The organism is Paraburkholderia sp. USG1 (assembly GCF_031570135.1).
GTDB lineage: Bacteria > Pseudomonadota > Gammaproteobacteria > Burkholderiales > Burkholderiaceae > Paraburkholderia > Paraburkholderia dioscoreae.
In genome coordinates, this window is sequence record NZ_JAMWXW010000003.1 from 195,654 (window position 1) to 213,024 (window position 17,371).

Here is a 17,371-nt window from a genome sequence, read left to right on the forward strand (position 1 = left end):
CGCGGTTGACGAACCGTAACAGGCGCAGCATCGCAATCGACCTCAAATCAAGCGGGTGGCCACGACGAGTTCGCCGGGGCGCCCACACCGGCGGCGCGATGGTACACTCGGTGCCGTGCATTGGCAGCGACGGCGACCGACAACGCCGTTCTCGAAACCCGAATGACAGGATGGTCATGAGGCAACGACACGCACTCCTCATATCACTCACCCTGGGCACCCTGAACGGGTGCGCCACCCGCGGCGCACCTTCTTTCGCGCTGTTCGGTGCCTTCTTTCCCGCCTGGATGTTTTGCGCGGCGCTCGGCGTCCTTGCCTCGATCGGCGCGCGAGCGCTCTTCGTGTTCTCCGGGCTGGCCGACGTCCTGCCCTTTCAGCTCTTCGTTTGCACGGCGATCGGCGTCTGCGCGGGCCTGCTCGTGTGGGTGCTCTGGTTTGGGCACGGACCATGAGGGCTGCGGGCAGCCCTCGTCGCCCGCTCTGGGCCAAGCTGATTTCGCTTGCAATCGTCGCCGCCGCCGTACTCTTTGCACTCTATGTGTTGCACAGGAGTTCGGTCATGCCGTCCACCGACGACGCCACGATCGACGCCGATGTCGTCCACGTGGCGTCCGTGGTCGGCGGCCGGATCGTGGATATTCCGGTGGCCGAGAACATGCACGTCGCAAAAGGCGATCTGCTGTTTCAGATCGACCCGGTTCCGTATAGCCTGACGGTGGCGCAGACCCAGGCGGACCTGAGCGTAGCGCAAGCCGCACTGGATACCCAGCGGCGTGTGCTGTCGACCCAGCGGTCAACCGCGACCATCTCAGCGGATCAGGTGCAACGGGCCAAGGCCAATCTCGGCCTTGCGGAGCGCACGGTGGAACGGCTTGGGCCGCTGGCGTCGAAAGGCTACGTGCCGGCCCAGCAGTTCGATCAGGCGCAGACCGCAAGGCACGATGCCACCACCTCGCTCCAGCAGGCGCGCGAACAGCAAACGGCAGCCGTCCAGGCAATCGACACGGAAGCAGGCGCCGAGGCAACGGTGCGCGCGCGGCAGGCAGCGCTCGATATCGCGCGGCACGCGCTGAACGACACGACCGTACGCGCGACGCACGGCGGGCGCGTCGTCGGACTCAGCGTGCTGACCGGTGAGATCGTTGCACCGGCGCAGACATTGTTCACGCTGGTCAACGACGATGAATGGTTCGTGGTCGCGAACTTCCGGGAAACCGATCTGCATGCCATCGCCGTCGGCGACTGCGTAACGGCTTTCTCGATGATCGACCGCGCCCGGCCCATCAAGGGCACGGTTCAGGGTATCGGCGCCGGCGTACTCGACACCGACCGGATCTCCCTGCCCCGCTCGGTGCCCTATATCGAGCGTTCGCTCAATTGGGTCAGGGTCGCTCAGCGCTTTCCGGTGCGCATCCGCCTCGAGAATCCCCCGCAGCAGCTCATGAGACTGGGCGCTACAGCCGTCGTGGAGGTCAAGCATGGCTACGCCTGTCGATAACGAGCAGGCCTTCGCGGCGGAGCGGATTCGCGCCATTGTCGAACCGTTTCCCGGCCGGCTCGAATTCGCGATCCGGCTGGCTGTCATCTGTGCGCTGACGACGCTCGTCGTCGAGATCTATCAGACGCCCGAGCCGGCGCTCACCGCCTATGTCGCCTTCTTCGTGATGAAACCCGATCGCGCGACGAGTGTCGTCATAAGCGCTGTCCTACTTCTGCTGATCACGTTGATCGTCAGCACGGTCCTCCTGATCACCATGCAGGTGATCGACGCGCCGCTCTGGCGGGTCGTCGCGATGACGCTGGTGTCGTTCTGCATGCTGTTCGCGGCGTCGGCGAGCAAGCTCAAGCCGATCGCCGCCATCGTCGCGCTGATCGCGGCTTATGCTCTCGATCTGCTCGGCACGGCGCATATCGGCGAGATCGCGACCCGCGCATTGCTCTACGCATGGCTCTTCGTCGGCATTCCGGCGGGCGTTTCGATCGTGGTCAACCTCGTCGCCGGGCCGGCGCCGCGGCGACTTGCCGGGCGCGCGCTGGCGCATCGGCTGCGCGTCGGCGCAACGCTGCTTCGCTCACCCGATGAGAACACCCGCAGGCTTTTCCTCGCATGCCTGCACGAAGGGGCCGGCGAAGTCCCGGCCTGGCTGAAACTGGCCGGCGCGGAGAAGACCTCGCCCGCGCAGGACATTGCCGCGTTGAAGCAAGCCACTCAGGCAACCGCCGCGATCCTCGCCATGTTGGACGTCATCGCGCGCGAACCCGCAACGCCGCAAACCGGGCGCCTTTGCGAGCACATCGCGCAGACACTCGACGAGATGGCGGCGATTCTCCAGACGGGCAACTATCCGGTCGACATCACGCTCGCGCAGATCGACGGCGAGAGCGCGTTGTCGCCGCTCGTGGCGGCGGCGCTGGCGGAACTGCGTGCCGCGCTGGCCGGCTTCGCCGAGCCGCCGCCGACGGCCTTGCAACCGCCACCGGCAGCGAAGAGCACCGGAGGGTTTTTCGTACCGGACGCGTTCGCCAACCCGGCCCATGTCCAATACGCGCTAAAGACGACCGCTGCGGCCATGTTCTGCTATGTCGTCTATTCGCTGCTCAACTGGCCTGGAATCCACACCTGCCTGATTACCTGCTACATCGTTTCGCTCGGCACCACCGCCGAGACTGTCGAAAAGCTGACGTTGCGGATTGTCGGTTGCCTGATCGGCGCGGCAGCCGGCATTGCGGCGATTGTGTTCCTGATGCCGAACGTCACGTCGATCGGTGCGCTGATGGCCATTGTTTTCGTCGCCACGCTCTTCTCGGGCTGGATCGCGGCAGGCAGCCCGCGTGTTTCCTATATCGGCTTCCAGATTGCGTTCGCATTTTTTCTTTGTGTGATTCAGGGCCCGTCGCCTGCCTTCGACATGACCACCGCTCGCGACCGGGTGATCGGCATTCTCTTCGGCAACCTCGTCGTCGCAGTAGTGTTCACGCAGATCTGGCCGGTCAGCGTGGCGAAGCGCATCGATCCCGCCATTGCAGCCCTGCTTCGCCGCCTGGCCGCAATGGCCGGCTCCGACACGCAGCCGAGGCGCTGGGCGCTCGCCGCCGAGGCTCAGGCAGCGCTTGGCGCCATCGAGCAGGATCTCGATCTGTCGCGCTATGAGCCGTCCTCCATTCGCCCTGCGCCTGGCTGGCTCGACCGGCGCAGGCGCGTTGCGGATGCCGTCGCACTGCTGCAGGGGCCGCTCCTCATCGACTCCGCGCGAGAGCCTCTCGCAGTTGCTGCGCTCGCGAGCCGGCTCGATCGCCTGGCCGCAACATTTGGCCCTGACACGACAGGGCAAGCGACGCTGCCGGCGTCAGAACACGCGGATTCACCGCGCTACTCCGGAGACGCAGCGAAAGCGAATGCCCTGGGTGCAACGCATGCGCTCGTCGATCCCTTTCTCGCCAGGCTGGAAGACGCAGTCAACCGGCCAGTCGAAGACGAGAACGGGAGGGCCGACTATGTGCGTGCGTAACGGTTCCATCGGTTCCATCGGCTCCATCGGCTCCATCGGCTCCATCGTCGCCGTCCTGGCGTCGTTTCTGCTGGCCGGCTGCGCGACATCGGCGCTCGATATGGCGCCGCCCCGACCGGATCAGCCCTGGTCGCCCTCGACCACATCCAGCGGCGAAATCATCGCCGGCGAACGAAACCCGGTGGCAACGGCGAACGGCTATGTGCTTCCCGTGAACTCCGCGCTGACGAATATCCCGCCTGCTCCCGCTGTCGATCCCAACGAGGTCTATTCCCTGCCCAGGCTGATCGACGTCGCTGAATCGAACAACTCGGCGACACGCATTGCCTGGAACGACGCACGACGGGTGGCGCTCGCCGCGGGCATCGCCGAGAGCACCTACCTGCCAAGGATCACCGCCACGGCGATCGGCGGTTTTCAGGGCAACAGCGGCAGCGATTCGGTGCAAGGCGTGAACTTCAACAATAGCGGCTCCGCGAACGGCACCGTCTCGGCGGTATCTCTGCAATGGCTGCTATTCGACTTCGGCAAACGCGCGGCGGTGGTCGAGGCGGCGAAGCAGGCGTCGGTCATCTCGAACATCGCCTTTAACGCCACCCATCAGCAGGTCATCTACAACGTCACCCTTGCGTTTTACACGTATGCCGCCGCCAAAGCCCGCGCCGCGACCGCCGCGCAGTCGCTGAGCGACGCGCAAGCCGTTCAGAGCGCCGCGGAAGAGCGCTACAAACACGGCATAGGCACCGTGATCGAGGTCGCGCAGGCACGCCAAGGCACCGCACAGGCGAACCTCGCACTCGTGCAGGCCACCGGCGGCGAACAGGATGCGTATCTGGCCTTGTTGACGGCGATGGGCGTCTCGCCCCTCACCCGCATCAAGGTCGCCGATGTAGCGGGACGCAATCTGTCACCGTCAATGGCGACCTCGGTGGAAGCGATCGTTTCCGAATCGCTCGGGCGGCGGCCCGACGTGCTCGGCGCTTACGCGGCACGAAGCGCAAGCCTCGCGAACATTCGGGCGGCACAAGCCGAATTCATGCCGAAAATTTTCCTGTCGGCCATCGGCTCATACAACGAGGGAGGCCTGAATCTGACAGCGCTCCCCTCGGCCAGTCAGGAACCGCCGACCGTCAACGTCAACGGGCACCGTTTCAACGGCGGCATCTTCGTCGGCCTGACGATACCGCTCTACGACGGCGGCACGCGCTCGGCGGTACTGGCCCAGGCGCGGGCCGATGCCGATAACGCCGACACCCGCCTGACGCACGTGCGCGACGAAGCAGTCCGCCAGATCGTACAAGCCGACAATGCATTGCGCACGAGTCTTTCGGCATACCAGGCATCGAAAGCACTCGCCGGCGCGGCCCAAACCACATTCGATGCGGCGCTCGCGGCGTATCACAGCGGCGTCGGCTCCATCACGGACCTGACGTTGGCGAACAGCCAGCTTCTGCAGGCACGAAACGCATCCACCGACGCATACAGCACGGCTTTGTCCGCCGCGGCCATGCTGGCGCTGGCGACCGGCACGCTCGGCACCACACCTGAATAGCGCCGAAGGAGAACGAGATGAATCTGACTCTGCTCTCCGCCGCCATGCTGGTCGCGATCACGCTCGTGGGCGTGCTCGGGCTGCGGCGCTTCTCGGACAAAGTCCGTATCACGTTCGACGTCAGCTGCTTTCTCGTCATCAGTTTCTATTTTCACAAACAGGGCATCTTCTTTCCGGTATTCCCGCCCTTGCCCGATCATGCCGACAGCGGGGCGCTGTGGCTGCGAGCGATAGGCGGCGCATGGTGGCTGCTGGGTTCGCGCATCGTGGTTGGCGGCCTCTGGTTCGCACTCCATCGCGACCGGCGCTCGCGCGGGGCCCGGCTTTTCTCGGACCTGTTCGCAGCGGCTATCTATATCGCGACCGCCGCGATCGTGCTGAACTCGGTCTTCGCGCTGCCGATTACCGGCGTGGTCGCCACTTCCGGCGTCGTGGCGATCGTGCTCGCTCTCGCACTGCAGAATACATTGGCGGACGTCTTTTCCGGCATCGCAGTCGGCATCGAGGCACCGTTCAGCGTGGGGGATCGAATCCAGATCGCAGACAAGATCGAGGGCGTCGTCGCGCAGATCAACTGGCGGTCGATCCGGATTCACACGGACGGAGACGACATGGCGATCATTCCAAATAGCCTGATTGCCAAGGCCGAGATCGTCAACCGAAGCAGTCCGAGCCAACGCAGGGCCGCATCCGTCGAGATAGTCTGCCCCGAAAGTGCGGTTCCGGAACGCGTTATCGAAACCCTGCTTCACGCGACACTGCTGTGTCCGGATATTCTTTCGGTGCCCGCGCCGAGTGCCGTGCTCACTCAACTCGGTGCAAGGCGCAATGCCTACAAGATCTCTTTCTTCGTCGGGAATACCCGCCACCTTTCTTCTACTAAAGACATCCTGCTGCGGGCCGCGCGCCGTCAACTGCACTATGCCGGCTTTCTCGACCAGGACCGCCGGGACGAAACGGCAACGCTCAATCTCACCGATGAGGCGTTGACGGTCCGCAGACTGCTTCGCGACATCACCCTGTTCGAGTACCTCGACGAACGGCAACTCGACAGTCTTGCCGATCTTTTCGAATTGCTCCGGCTCGAACCCGGAGAGGCGCTTTTCTCGGAAGACGCAGCGGACGCCGCGCTCTACATGGTAGCCGCGGGAATTCTGGAGTTGACGCGAAAATCGGGAGCCGTAGCCGGAACGGTCGGCTGCATTGGTGCTGGAGAGTATGTCGGCGAAATCGGCATGCTCACCGCGGCGCCGCACGCGGCTACCGCGGTGGCACGCACCCATTGCAGGATCTACCGGCTTCCGCGCGAAGCGATCGCACCCCTGCTGGCAAAAAACACGGAATTGGCATTCGCTTTCGACAAGTCGGTACGTCGTGGCATGGAGATACTCCACCGTGAGGTAGCCGTTCGTGCCTCGCCCGACATCGGTCCGCAAGGGCAATTGCTACAGCGAATCCGAAGTATCTTTCACTTCGGCTCCGATTGATCTCGACGCGACGGGCAAACGAATCGATCTAACGCGTCAATGCAATTCGCCGCCGCGCATATTCTCCACGCCTGAAAGCTTACTGTCCCGACGCCGGCGCCGGATGTGCCGCCGGCCCGGACTTGCGCTCGGCGTTCTGAATATCTTGCGGATAGTTGGCCTGATCCTTACCCGGTTTATAACCATTGCTCTCGAGTTGTTTGAGTTCCGCGGTCCGATTGGCGCGCGCGGCCTTGCGCTGTGCTTTTCGAACTTGCTTTGGTGAAGATGCGCTCGTGTCCGTACCCTGTGCATCAACCAGCGGCGAAAACACGAAAGCGACCGACATCAACGCAGCAACGGCGGATACCCGTGTAGAAAAAAGGCGGATCATGGTGGCGTCTCCAGATGTAAGACGGACCTTGTTTGATCCGTCGAGAGAATTTCTTATCGGCTGCTTCTACTTTGCGACAATGCCACGCGAGCGGAAGAGCGCACTCCAGCTCTGTGCCTCGGAAGCCAGCCTGCGGGCGGCAGCATCTCCGGTACTACTGACTGCGGCAAATCCCAATTGCTCGAATTCGGCTCTCACCTCCGGTGTTTGAATGGATTTCACGAGTGCGGCATGCAACCGGGCGACGATCGGCGCCGCTGTCGCAGCGGGCACGAAAATGCAATTCCAGGTTGTGAACTGATATCCCGTAAGCCCCGCTTCTTCGAGACTCGGCACGTTGGGTAGGCGAGGCGCCCGTTGACGGCTCGTCACGCCCAACGCCAGCAACGTGCCGGCCTCGATGTTGCCGGCAACATCGGTTACGCCGCTGAATTCGAGGTCGGCGAATCCGCCCAGAACCGCCATCGTGTCTTCGCCGCCGCCCTTGTACGGAATGTCGGTTAAGCGCACGCCTGTCTTCTGCTCGAACTCCAGTTTGGCAAGTGCAACCGGACTGCCGATACCTGCCGTCGCATTGGTCAGCTTTCCGGGATTGCGGGTGGCGAAGTCAACCAGTTCACGGACCGTTCGCAGCCCGAGACCAGGTCGAACGGCGAGCACATAAGTCTGTTCGGACAGCATGCTCACCGGCTTGAGGTCGACCAGTTGATAACCGATGTCTTTATAGACGAGCGGATTGGTTTCGAAAAAAGTGTTGGAGCCGAGCAGAATGGTATAGCCGTCAGGCCTCGCTCTCGCAACGTAAGCGGAAGCGATATTGCCGCCCGCGCCCGGTTGCGCCTGGACAACGATCGGCTGGCCCAGATAGGTGTTGAGTGCTTTGGCAAGAATGCGCGCCTGTGCTTCGCTCGATCCTCCTGGAAAGGCAATTACAAGCCGGATCGGTCCTTCCGGCCACTCCGCCCGCGCGTCGGTCTGCGTAAGCGCGCCCGACACGCCAAGCACGACAGTGCAGGCCGCCAGCATGGCACGCCAGCGCCAGTGTTCCGTGCCGGTTCGAGCGGAACTCATGCCGCAACCATCTCGAACGCGTCGCTTTCAGGAACGCGCAGAATCCGGCCCACCGACGGCGTGGGGAAATGCGCCGCGCAGCACAGGGTCTCCGTTTCAGCGTAGCGCTCGAGAAAACGTCGGCGGGTTGCGGTCGCGACGAGCGGATCGAAATCGCGAAGCATCGACAGTTGCGGATGCCTCAACTGCAAGGGCGAATGAATCAGATCACCCGTGACCACTGCCGAATCACGGTTCCGTCCGAGTGCGATGCCGACATGATCGACCGTATGCCCTGGCGTGGGAATGAGGCGGACATGTTCGCTACATTCATGCGTATTGCGCACCAACTCCGCACGCCCGGCCTCGATCACGGGCAGGACACTATCGATCAGGTGCGGTACGGGTTGCTCCTGGTTTCGCGCGGCCCAGAACGCCATCTCCTTCGCCGAGAACAGATAGCGCGCGTTGGGAAATGTCGGCACCCAGCGTCCATTCTCGAGGCGAGTATTCCAGCCCACATGATCGACATGCAGATGGGTACACAACACGAAGTCCACATCCGCGGGCGTCATGCCGATGCGGGCCAGCGCGCGAAGATAGGTTTCATCCCGCCTGTGATGCCAATGCGGCCGCGTCTGCCGTTCCTTGTCGTTGCCGATACAGGTATCCACGAGCACGACATGGTTCGGTGTCTGGATCAGATACGACTGAAAACACAGCACGATGCGGTCATCCGGCGAGAGCGCGCCGATTCCCTGAAGCCACGAACGGTTCGCGGCGAGCACGTCTTCGGTGAGATCGGGAAACATCGTGGTTGCCGCGACCATCGCCCCCTGATAGTCGACAATACGATGGATCTTCAGTTCGTCGCAGTGGAACATCGCACTCACTATTCGTCAGGGATGGCGGGCAATCATGCACCATCATATTCACCACACCGCGAGGCTCACAAGTTCGTTTATGTCACGCACGAGGTGACGTGCAGGCCATGTCGGCCAAACGCAGATGCAGCGCGTCGCCGTGCGTACCTGAACGCGTAGCAGCGCTAAATGCAAGCGCTTCGGCCTCGCCGCCCAGGCTGCGCACAATCTGCTCTTCCACCACGGATATCACGGCACCACGCCGACGCACGACACCGACACTGCGCCAGATTTCCGGACCATCCACCGGGTGAAAAACGGTCGATGGCGTCCCAAACGCATGCGCGCATAGCGCCGGCAGTACCGCAATGCTTCCGCCCTGCGCGGCGAGCGCCACCGCCGCATGAACGGTCGACACTTCAATGCGAGGCCCGGCGTTTGCGCGAAATGCGACGGAGTCGTCGAAGAGTCGGCGCATGCAGTTCTCCTCGGTGAGCTCGACCAGCGTTTCGCCAGCGAGCATGGACCAGTTCAACGCACGCTCGCCGTACGCAAGGGGATGATGCTTCGCCATGAGCGCGCCGAACCGATCCGACAACAGCGGGCGCGCATCGAGCTCAGGTTCGCATCCGTCGAGTGTCGTCATGCCAAACGAAACTTCACCGCTTTGCACGAGACGCCGGACATGTTGCCCGCTTGTCTCGATGACGCGCAGCGTCAGATGCGGATGGCTCTCACGCAGTGCCGCGACGACCGGCGCAAGCAAAAGCGTGACGACCGAGCCGGCGGCCGCGATGGCTACGTGAGCGCATGGCTCGCGCGCGAGCGCGCAGACCTCGATCAACACTGCATCCATGTCGGCGAGCGCACTGCGCAGTCGCGGCAAGAGCTCGCGACCTGCCGGCGTCAGCGCGACACTGCGCGTGGTGCGCTCGATCAGCAAGACGCCTAACGCGCGCTCCAACTGTCGGATATAGCCGCTGACCGCTGGCTGCGTTGCATGCAGCGCCTGAGCGGCAGCGTTGAAACCGCCGCGCTCGGCAACTTCGCAGAACGCCCTCAACTGCTTCAGTGTCGCGCGCCGCGAGACCGTGCTTCCGTCATTCATCTCGTTCCCTTATCAACGCGCCGGAATTTGCGATTTATCGCGCGCCGCGTTAGCCGGTACAGTGGCCGAACAACTCAGCACGAGGTAGCCGATGTCGACCGACTGTCTGCAAGAACTCGAAAACGCGCTCGGCCGCGCCGCCATTGTGCGCGACGAAGACCGCGCACAGTACGATGTCGACTGGCGTGGCCACCTGCATGGCCGGTCACTCGCCGTGGTGTGTCCATCGCGAGTCGAAGACGTAGGCGAGACGATACGCATCGCGAAGCGACATCAGGTTTCCGTCGTTCCGCAAGGCGGCAACACCGGTTTGGCCGGCGGAGCGACCCCGGATTCGACCGGCGGGCAACTCGTTCTATGCACACGCCGCCTGAACCGCATTCGCGGCATCGATCTGCTCGGCAACTTCATCACGGTCGACGCGGGCTGCATCCTGCAGAACGTGCAAGATGCAGCGCTAAGCCACGACCGTCTCTTTCCGCTCAGCCTCGCCGCGCAAGGCAGTTGCACGATCGGCGGCAATCTCGCCACCAATGCGGGCGGCAATGCGGTGCTGCGCTACGGCAATATGCGCGAACTATGCGTGGGCATCGAAGCCGTCGACGCACACGGCCGCCTTATCGGCGACCTCAAATGCTTGCGCAAGAACAATACGGGCTATAGCCTGCGCGATCTGCTGATCGGTAGCGAGGGCACGCTCGGCATCATCACCGGCGCGGCGCTCCGTCTGTTTCCGCGCCCCTTTGCCCACGCCACCGCGCTGGTCAAATGCGCGAACATCGAACACGCGCTGCAATTGCTCGGCGTATTGCGCGCTCACTGTGCGGACTTTCTGAGCGGTGTCGAATGGATGTCGAACGGCTCGCTCTCCAATGTATCGACGCAGTTCCCGGACACGAGAATGCCACCCGGCTTCGACGAATCCTGTCTGTGTCTCGTCGAACTATCTGGATCGACGCCGCCCGGTCTGCTGGACGACATACTCGCCAGTGCGCTCGATCAGGCCATCGCCTCGGGCTTCGCCGCGGACGCCGCGCTCGCGTCGAGCCTTGCCGAGCGCGACGCATTCTGGACTCTGCGCGAACGTCTCCCGCTGGCCGAAGCACGGTGCCGTTCGTTGAAACACGACGTCTCGCTGCCCGCCGGCAATATGGGCGAATTCGTCGCGCATCTCGAAGGCTATCTTTCGAGCATGACGGAGCGCTGCGCGTGGGCCGGCTTCGGACACCTCGGCGACGGCAACCTGCACGCCAACGTGCTGATCCCGGATGCGATGCCGAACGCGCTTTGCGACCGCATTGACGAATTCGTGTACGGCGAGGTGCTGCGACTCGGGGGCAGCATTTCGGCCGAGCACGGCATTGGCAGCCGCAAAAACAATCTGCTGCATCAGGCGCTCGATGTCGCGAGCCTTCAGGCCATGCAAGCGGTCAAGAACGCGCTCGATCCGCACAATCTGTTCAACCCGGGCAAGCTGCTCTTCAATTGACCCGTGAGAGCAGCGGCTTGCCGGCAAGATGAAGCTTCGCATTCTCGATGAAACGCACGACTGAAGCGTGAATCGCCTGCGGCGAGATTCCGCCGACATGCGGCGTGAGCACCACGTTGTCGAACTCGAACAGCACTCGCGGCGGCTCGGGTTCGCCTTCGTAGACATCCAGCGCGGCGTTGTACACCCGCCCTTCGCGCAACGACTGCGCCAGCGCCGCCGTATCGACCACTCCGCCGCGCGCGACATTCACGAGCACGCCTTGCGGCCCCAACGCATCGAGCACCTCGGCGTTCACCATATGCTGCGTCTGCGTGCCGCCGGGAACGGTGACCATCAGGTAATCGCACCACGCCGCGAGGGCAACGACGCCGGTAAAGTAGCGGTATGGCACATCGTGCCTCGGCGCGCGATTGAAATAGCCGATTTCCAGGTCGAAGCCGACCCCGCGGCGCGCGATCTTGCGCCCGATCGCGCCGAGGCCGAGAATGCCCATGCGTCTTCCGGAGACGTGCGGCGGCCGTGGGATATCGTCGCGCCAGATACCTTCGCGGCATTGCCGATTCAGTTTTGGAACGCCGCGCACCGCCGCCAGCAGGATCGCCATCGCGTGGTCGGCGACGCAGTCGTCGTTGGTGTTGGCGGCATTGCAGACCGCCACGCCGCGTTGCCGCGCATGGTCGAGCGGCACGTTTTCGTAGCCGACGCCCAACGTACAAACAATCTTCAGGTTGGGCATCGCGTCGAGTTCATCGGGGGTAATGCCGTTGGTGCCGTTCGTCAGTACCACCTCGATTGCCGGTCCATGCGCGGCGATCTGCGCCGCGCCGTTCGAACGGTCCGCACCCAGCGCGGCGTTGGGCGCATAGATCAGATCGAACGATTGCGCGACCAGTTCACGATGTGCCTCGGTGATAAACACCAGCACGAGCGCAACGGGTTTGCCGGAGTTCTGCGATGTCGGTGCGTCGCCCATGTTATTGGTATCCAGAGTGATTGAGTGCGAGGCACGTCGCGGACCGTCCTGTAAAGTTTGCGGCGTGCCGCCCGGCGCACGGTTGACCGGGTTAGCGCTGTCCGTCGTTGACCGATATCTGCTCGACGCGCAGGCCGCCGAGACGTTCATGAATACGGCTGCCGGTCGCCATCACCAGCGCGTACAGCAGTTCGTCTGGACGCGGCGCGTCCACCACGCCCATGTCGAACGTATTGAAATGGCTGCGCACGTACGCGGCGCGAATGTGATGCAACGGAATCTGCAGGTGAAAGCCGGCCGACGCGACGACCTTCGCCGCCGGCACGATCGATTTGGCTTCGGTCAGTACCGCGCGCATGGCCCAGCCACCCGCTTCATGCCAGATTGCGCCATGCTCCAGTTCGCCGTTCAGACCGACGATCGCGCCCTTCCCATACGCTTCTATTCTGTCCTTGCCGCCGAGCGCCTCGACGAGTTCGGGCACCATCTCATTGGCCATCTCGCGCGCGTCGCGCACAAGCGGACTCAGGTCTTCGACGTAGCGTCCGGCAAAGGGGTTCTCGATAATGCACGCGATAGCGCCGAGCTTCAGCGGCACATCCGCGCGCGGCCCACCTTCGTGATAGACGGTTTCGATGGTGAGCAGTTTCTTGCGTATCTTGATCAACGACATGGGAGCCTCTCCGGTTAAACGTGGCAAACGCCGGCGAACGCAACGGACAGCCGCTATTCGCCGGATGTTTCGGACGTCGATCCGAACTGCACGCGCGCCCATTTTTCGAAATGCTCGATCGTGTGCGCATAGTCCTTGCCGCCGTCGCCCTGCGTGATCGCGAACGACAGAAACGCGCGCGCCGCCGGACTGACGATCATCGGCACGCCGAGTTTCTCGGCCTCTTCGATGCACAGCTTGACGTCCTTGTGAATCAGTTCGGTCGTGAAACGCATCGGGAAATCACGGTGCAGGATGCACTGCGGAATTTTTTCGAGGGTAGCGAACGAGCGCCCGCTGGATACGTTCAGAATGTCCAGCATCATTGCCGAATCGAGTCCCGCTTTCACGCCGAACACGAGCGCCTCGCAACTCGCCACCATGCCGACGGCACACAGCGTGTTGTTGATGATCTTCATGGTTTGCCCGAGTCCGGCGCCGCCACCCAGATAGAAGAGGTTCTTGCCGATCACGCGAAGCCAGGGTTCCACCGTTTCAAACGCTTCCATCGGGCCGGCCGCCATCACCGTGAGCGTTCCCTTCTCCGCGGCCACCGTGCCCCCGCTCACCGGCGCACCGAGAAACTGGATATGACGATCCGCGAGTTTGCGCGCAATGGCATTCGATACGCTGGGCCCCGTGGTGGACAGGTCGACTACGATGCGCACGCTGCTGCCTTGCGACACGCCGTGCGGACCCGTAGCCACCTCCTCGACGACGGAAGGAAGCGGCAGACTGAGGAACACGACCTCCGCGCGCGACGCGAGATCGACCGTGTCCTTCGCGAGTTCGGCACCCAGCGCGCCGAATCGCTGCATCGCTTCGTCGCGCGTGTCGTACACCACCAGCGGATGACCCGCGGCAAGAAGCCGGGTGGCGAAATGCTGTCCGATGTTGCCCAATCCGATGAGTCCGATTTTCACGTCGTCATGCTCCCGTTAAGCGTTTGTTCTGAGATCCGTATGGACGCTCATCGTCCGTGGCCGGTGCGGCTGAACCGCTTTGCGACCGTCCGTATGGAAATCTTAGGGATAGCGGTGACTTTCGTCGCATGCAAAAACAGCGGTCGGATATAACACGCGGTTAAGGCCCGGCGTTTTTCCGTGCGGCGGATTCGCTCCGCGCATTTGACGCACAGCCCCGCCCGTATTGGCTTACAGCGATAGAGCCGTGATCGTTGCTGCGCACTCCTCGCGATTTCGTCACATTCGCTGTGACTAAAACGCGCTTTGATCCGTTCATCCGGCCTGCCTAGCATGACTACAGCCCGCTTACGGAAGCACGATATTAAAGCCGGGTCCGCCGCGTGTCGTTGCAGACAAAGTTTCGTTCGGCGAAGGTGTACGGTAATGCGAAGAGCGGCTAAAAGGCGCGGTAGCTCGTCAAGATCAAATACTAAGGAGACCATTTCATGAACATGAAATGCGCGACATCATTCGTTCTGGTTTTATGTGCCGGCGCGGCCCACGCGCAAAACAGTCTGACGCTATACGGTATCGCCGAAACCGGTATCAACTACGTCAGCAATGCCAACGGCGGGCGCCAGTTCAACATGGTCAGCGGCGAGTGGTACGGCAGCCGGTGGGGCCTGAAAGGCACCGAAGACCTCGGCGCCGGTCAGTCGGTGATCTTCCGGCTGGAGAACGGTTTCGATATCGACACGGGCAAGCTCGGACAGAACGGCCTGCTGTTTGGCCGCGCGGCGTATGTCGGCATCGACTCGAAGCAGTTCGGCACGTTGACCGTGGGACGCCAGTACTCCACCGTCTATGAGTTCGTCGGCGCGAATCTCGTGGCCTCGAGTCGCTGGGGCGGCGGCTTCATTGCTCATGCCGGCGACGTCGACAATCTGAACAATACCTTCCGCGTGAACAACTCGATCCGCTACAACAGCATCAGCTATCACGGCTTCACGGTTGGCGGTTTGTATAGCCTCGGCGGCACGGGCGGCAATTTCAACAAGAATTCGGGCTGGGGTGCGGGCATCGGCTATACGGGCGGCGGGCTGCAGGCCGCGATTGCGTACACCGATATGCAGGATCCGTTCGTTTCCGCGTACAACAACGGCGCCAACGCGCCCGCTGCGATTACGTCGCCCGTCTATAACGCTTATGCGTCGGCCCGCGCCCTCGATATATTCGCAGCGGGAGCGATCTACACGATCGGCAAGCTGTACTTCGGCGGCACCTATACAAACAGCCGCTTTCTGCAACTGGGCGCTGATCCGGGCAACGCGGGCGCGGGTGCCCGTCTGCGAGGCACCGCGGCAATCAACGATTACGAAGCGGAAGTGGGCTACCAGTTCACCCCGGCATTTTCGACGACCGCCGCCTATAACTACACCCGGCGTGCGTCGGTAAACGGCGACGTCGGCGCGAAATACAACCAGGTGTCGATAGGGGCCGACTACATCGTCTCCAAACGCACCGACTTCTATCTGGTGGCTTCGTATCAGAAAGCGTCGGGCGTCAATTCAAACGGCACGCCAGCGGTGGCCGCGCTCAACTTCCTGTCGCCGTCCTCGGTCAATCACCAGGGCGTGGTCCGGCTTGCCATCCGGCATCTTTTCTGAGCGCGGCTTTTTTTCCACTCCCTGCCGCCGGACAGAAGCCCTCGCTGCTCTCTGCCCGACGCGCGTTTCACGCATGCCGCAGGACAGGAGCGCATATGATCATTGAAGAACGGACTTACGATCTGCAGCCCGGCAGGCTGGGCGAGTACATCGAGCTCATCCAGAACGAGGGCATCGCGATCCAGCGCCCGATCCTCGGCCGACTCATCGGCTATTTCCATACCGACCTCGGCCCGCTGAACCAGATCGTCCATATCTGGGCATACGAAAGTTACGCGGACCGAGCCGCACGCCGCGCACGGCTCGCCGCCGATCCCGGCTGGATGGAATACTCGAAGAAGGTGCGCGTACTTTCCATCCGTCAACGCAACCGGATTCTGCTGCCCATGTCGTTTTCACCGTTGCCGGAAGCATGACGGTACGCAAACCCTACACGAGTTGCACACTCACCTCGCCGAGCCCGCCGATCGCGACATGAATGCGGGTTCCCGTTCTCGCGACGTTGAAGCCCGTGCGGTTTCCGGTGATCACGACCTGCCCCGCGCGCAACGGCTCGCGGTTCCGCGCATTGGCCAGCGCGACAAGCGTGGCAAGCGGATCGGCGCCCTTGCCGCTGTCCACGTGATCGACGACCGTTTTGCCGTCGAGCATCATGCGCACGCGCAAAGCCGACCAGTCGATGGCGCGCCATCCACTCGTGCCCGCCCCCCAGACGATCGCGCCGTTGCCCATGCTGTCGGCCAGTTTATGCATCAAGGACGCGGCGTCGAAATGAACCATGCGGGGATTGCCGATTTCTATCGCTGCGTGGCAGCGGTCCACGGCGTGCGCGACCTCGTCATTCGAATACGGTTGTACTCGCGGCGGCAGGTCATGTGCGAGGGAAAACGCGACTTCGCCTTCCACGAAAGCCGTGGCCTCGCCCTCCGACGGCACACAGGGCAACCGATACACGGCCGGGCTCTCTAGCACGTCCGCAGCAAAGACAGCCGCGCACGTGAAGCGCACACCCGGTATCAGGCCCGCTTTCCAGCCCGCCACCGCGGCGCCCAGACGACGGCCGACCTCGCGCTGCACCGCCATTGCATCTTCGAACGAGAGCGGCACGTCGACGCATGGCAGCACCTGCAATGGCCGGCCGCATAGACGTGCACTCGCGAGCGCCTCGGCAAGCCGGGAGACATTCAACGGGACTGGTTCTGCGGCACCTTGCGCGCCGGCGTCGGGTCCGGTGTCAGCTCCGGCTCCAGCGTCAGCATCAGCGGCGGCGCCGGCGCCGGCCTGCGCGACATCGCGCGCGCCCTCAACGTCGCGCATGCTCGTCTTCGGGTTGCCACAGCGGCGGCAGTGGCGGCGAGAACGACATGGGCAGCAGGATCTTGTTCTGCATGCGCACGAGCAACGGCTGGATGTTCTTGCGCACATACTCCTGCCATTCGGGCATGGCCAGCAGAATCGCGCGGCGGCGCGCGCGATCCTCAAGATCTTCGTAGCCCCACAGGTGGACCACCTGATTCAGCGGACCGATGTCGGTATAGAAATAGCCGATCAGCCTGCCCAGCACCGGCCGCTGGATCGCAATGCCTTCGCGCTCGAAGTGCTGCGCGAACTCACGCGCGCCGTTCGGCCGCAAATCATAGATTCGTTCCTCGACGATCATCGCTGCCTCCTGTATTTCAT

Annotated in this window: 17 protein-coding genes; 8 read left to right on the forward strand and 9 right to left on the reverse strand. The window is 63.0% G+C overall.

Translation table 11 applies throughout. The features are described from left to right. Positions 1-176: 176 nt before the first annotated feature. From NE850_RS05540 to NE850_RS05560, 5 genes are all read left to right on the forward strand, one after another. Entirely contained in the window at positions 177-452 is a 276-nt protein-coding gene (locus NE850_RS05540; RefSeq protein WP_007176663.1) for a hypothetical protein, read from the forward strand. Then, positions 449-1,498, forward strand: a complete 1,050-nt coding sequence (mdtN, locus tag NE850_RS05545) for a multidrug transporter subunit MdtN (protein ID WP_310698515.1) — start codon at positions 449-451, stop codon at positions 1,496-1,498. The genes NE850_RS05540 and mdtN overlap by 4 nt, the downstream gene beginning before the upstream one ends. Beyond that, positions 1,479-3,509 carry an FUSC family protein gene (locus tag NE850_RS05550; RefSeq protein ID WP_007176661.1) on the forward strand — a complete coding sequence of 677 codons (2,031 nt, stop codon included), beginning with the start codon at positions 1,479-1,481 and terminating at the stop codon, positions 3,507-3,509. Before mdtN ends, NE850_RS05550 begins: the two co-directional genes overlap by 20 nt. After that, complete coding sequence (locus NE850_RS05555; protein ID WP_310698516.1) at positions 3,496-5,061, forward strand: TolC family protein; 1,566 nt, start codon at positions 3,496-3,498, stop codon at positions 5,059-5,061. Before NE850_RS05550 ends, NE850_RS05555 begins: the two co-directional genes overlap by 14 nt. Before the next feature lie 65 nt (positions 5,062-5,126). Next, the gene (locus NE850_RS05560; protein WP_310698517.1) at positions 5,127-6,548 is read left to right on the forward strand and encodes a mechanosensitive ion channel family protein; all 1,422 of its coding nucleotides are present in this window, start codon (positions 5,127-5,129) and stop codon (positions 6,546-6,548) included. Positions 6,549-6,627: 79 nt separating this feature from the next. Here NE850_RS05560 and NE850_RS05565 read toward each other — a convergent pair whose 3' ends face one another. From NE850_RS05565 to NE850_RS05580, 4 genes are all read right to left on the reverse strand, one after another. Next, positions 6,628-6,921: a DUF4148 domain-containing protein gene (locus tag NE850_RS05565; protein ID WP_007176658.1), complete on the reverse strand. Its 294-nt coding sequence runs from the start codon at positions 6,919-6,921 to the stop codon at positions 6,628-6,630. Between the two features lie 66 nt (positions 6,922-6,987). Further along, positions 6,988-7,992: a tripartite tricarboxylate transporter substrate binding protein gene (locus NE850_RS05570; RefSeq protein WP_007176657.1), complete on the reverse strand. Its 1,005-nt coding sequence runs from the start codon at positions 7,990-7,992 to the stop codon at positions 6,988-6,990. Continuing rightward, on the reverse strand, positions 7,989-8,855 hold the full coding sequence (locus tag NE850_RS05575) for an MBL fold metallo-hydrolase (protein WP_007176656.1): 867 nt from the start codon (positions 8,853-8,855) through the stop codon (positions 7,989-7,991). The genes NE850_RS05570 and NE850_RS05575 overlap by 4 nt, the downstream gene beginning before the upstream one ends. A gap of 82 nt (positions 8,856-8,937) precedes the next feature. Continuing rightward, positions 8,938-9,942 carry a LysR family transcriptional regulator gene (locus NE850_RS05580; RefSeq protein WP_007176655.1) on the reverse strand — a complete coding sequence of 335 codons (1,005 nt, stop codon included), beginning with the start codon at positions 9,940-9,942 and terminating at the stop codon, positions 8,938-8,940. 91 nt (positions 9,943-10,033) lie between these two features. On the opposite strand from NE850_RS05580, the gene NE850_RS05585 reads away from it, so the two are divergent. Continuing rightward, positions 10,034-11,431: an FAD-binding oxidoreductase gene (locus tag NE850_RS05585; protein ID WP_165188049.1), complete on the forward strand. Its 1,398-nt coding sequence runs from the start codon at positions 10,034-10,036 to the stop codon at positions 11,429-11,431. Here the strand turns inward: NE850_RS05585 and NE850_RS05590 are convergent. The 3 genes from NE850_RS05590 to NE850_RS05600 form a co-directional block, all read right to left on the reverse strand. Further along, positions 11,424-12,407: a 2-hydroxyacid dehydrogenase gene (locus NE850_RS05590; protein WP_007176653.1), complete on the reverse strand. Its 984-nt coding sequence runs from the start codon at positions 12,405-12,407 to the stop codon at positions 11,424-11,426. The two genes, NE850_RS05585 and NE850_RS05590, sit on opposite strands and share 8 nt — an antisense overlap. A 91-nt stretch (positions 12,408-12,498) precedes the next feature. Continuing rightward, positions 12,499-13,080, reverse strand: coding sequence for an amino acid synthesis family protein (locus tag NE850_RS05595; protein WP_007176652.1), 582 nt, complete (start codon positions 13,078-13,080; stop codon positions 12,499-12,501). Positions 13,081-13,133: 53 nt separating this feature from the next. Then, complete coding sequence (locus NE850_RS05600) at positions 13,134-14,042, reverse strand: NAD(P)-dependent oxidoreductase (RefSeq protein WP_165188046.1); 909 nt, start codon at positions 14,040-14,042, stop codon at positions 13,134-13,136. Positions 14,043-14,530: 488 nt separating this feature from the next. Between NE850_RS05600 and NE850_RS05605 the strand changes: the two genes are divergently transcribed. Beyond that, the gene (locus tag NE850_RS05605; protein ID WP_007176650.1) at positions 14,531-15,691 is read left to right on the forward strand and encodes a porin; all 1,161 of its coding nucleotides are present in this window, start codon (positions 14,531-14,533) and stop codon (positions 15,689-15,691) included. A gap of 95 nt (positions 15,692-15,786) precedes the next feature. Further along, entirely contained in the window at positions 15,787-16,107 is a 321-nt protein-coding gene (locus NE850_RS05610; protein ID WP_007176649.1) for an NIPSNAP family protein, read from the forward strand. A gap of 13 nt (positions 16,108-16,120) precedes the next feature. Here NE850_RS05610 and NE850_RS05615 read toward each other — a convergent pair whose 3' ends face one another. Together NE850_RS05615 and NE850_RS05620 are read right to left on the reverse strand one after the other, a co-directional pair. Further along, entirely contained in the window at positions 16,121-17,008 is an 888-nt protein-coding gene (locus NE850_RS05615; RefSeq protein ID WP_310698518.1) for a 2-keto-4-pentenoate hydratase, read from the reverse strand. Further along, a complete protein-coding gene (locus tag NE850_RS05620) occupies positions 16,995-17,351 on the reverse strand; it encodes an NIPSNAP family protein (RefSeq protein WP_007176646.1) in 357 nt (118 codons plus the stop codon). The genes NE850_RS05615 and NE850_RS05620 overlap by 14 nt, the downstream gene beginning before the upstream one ends. Positions 17,352-17,371: the final 20 nt, after the last annotated feature.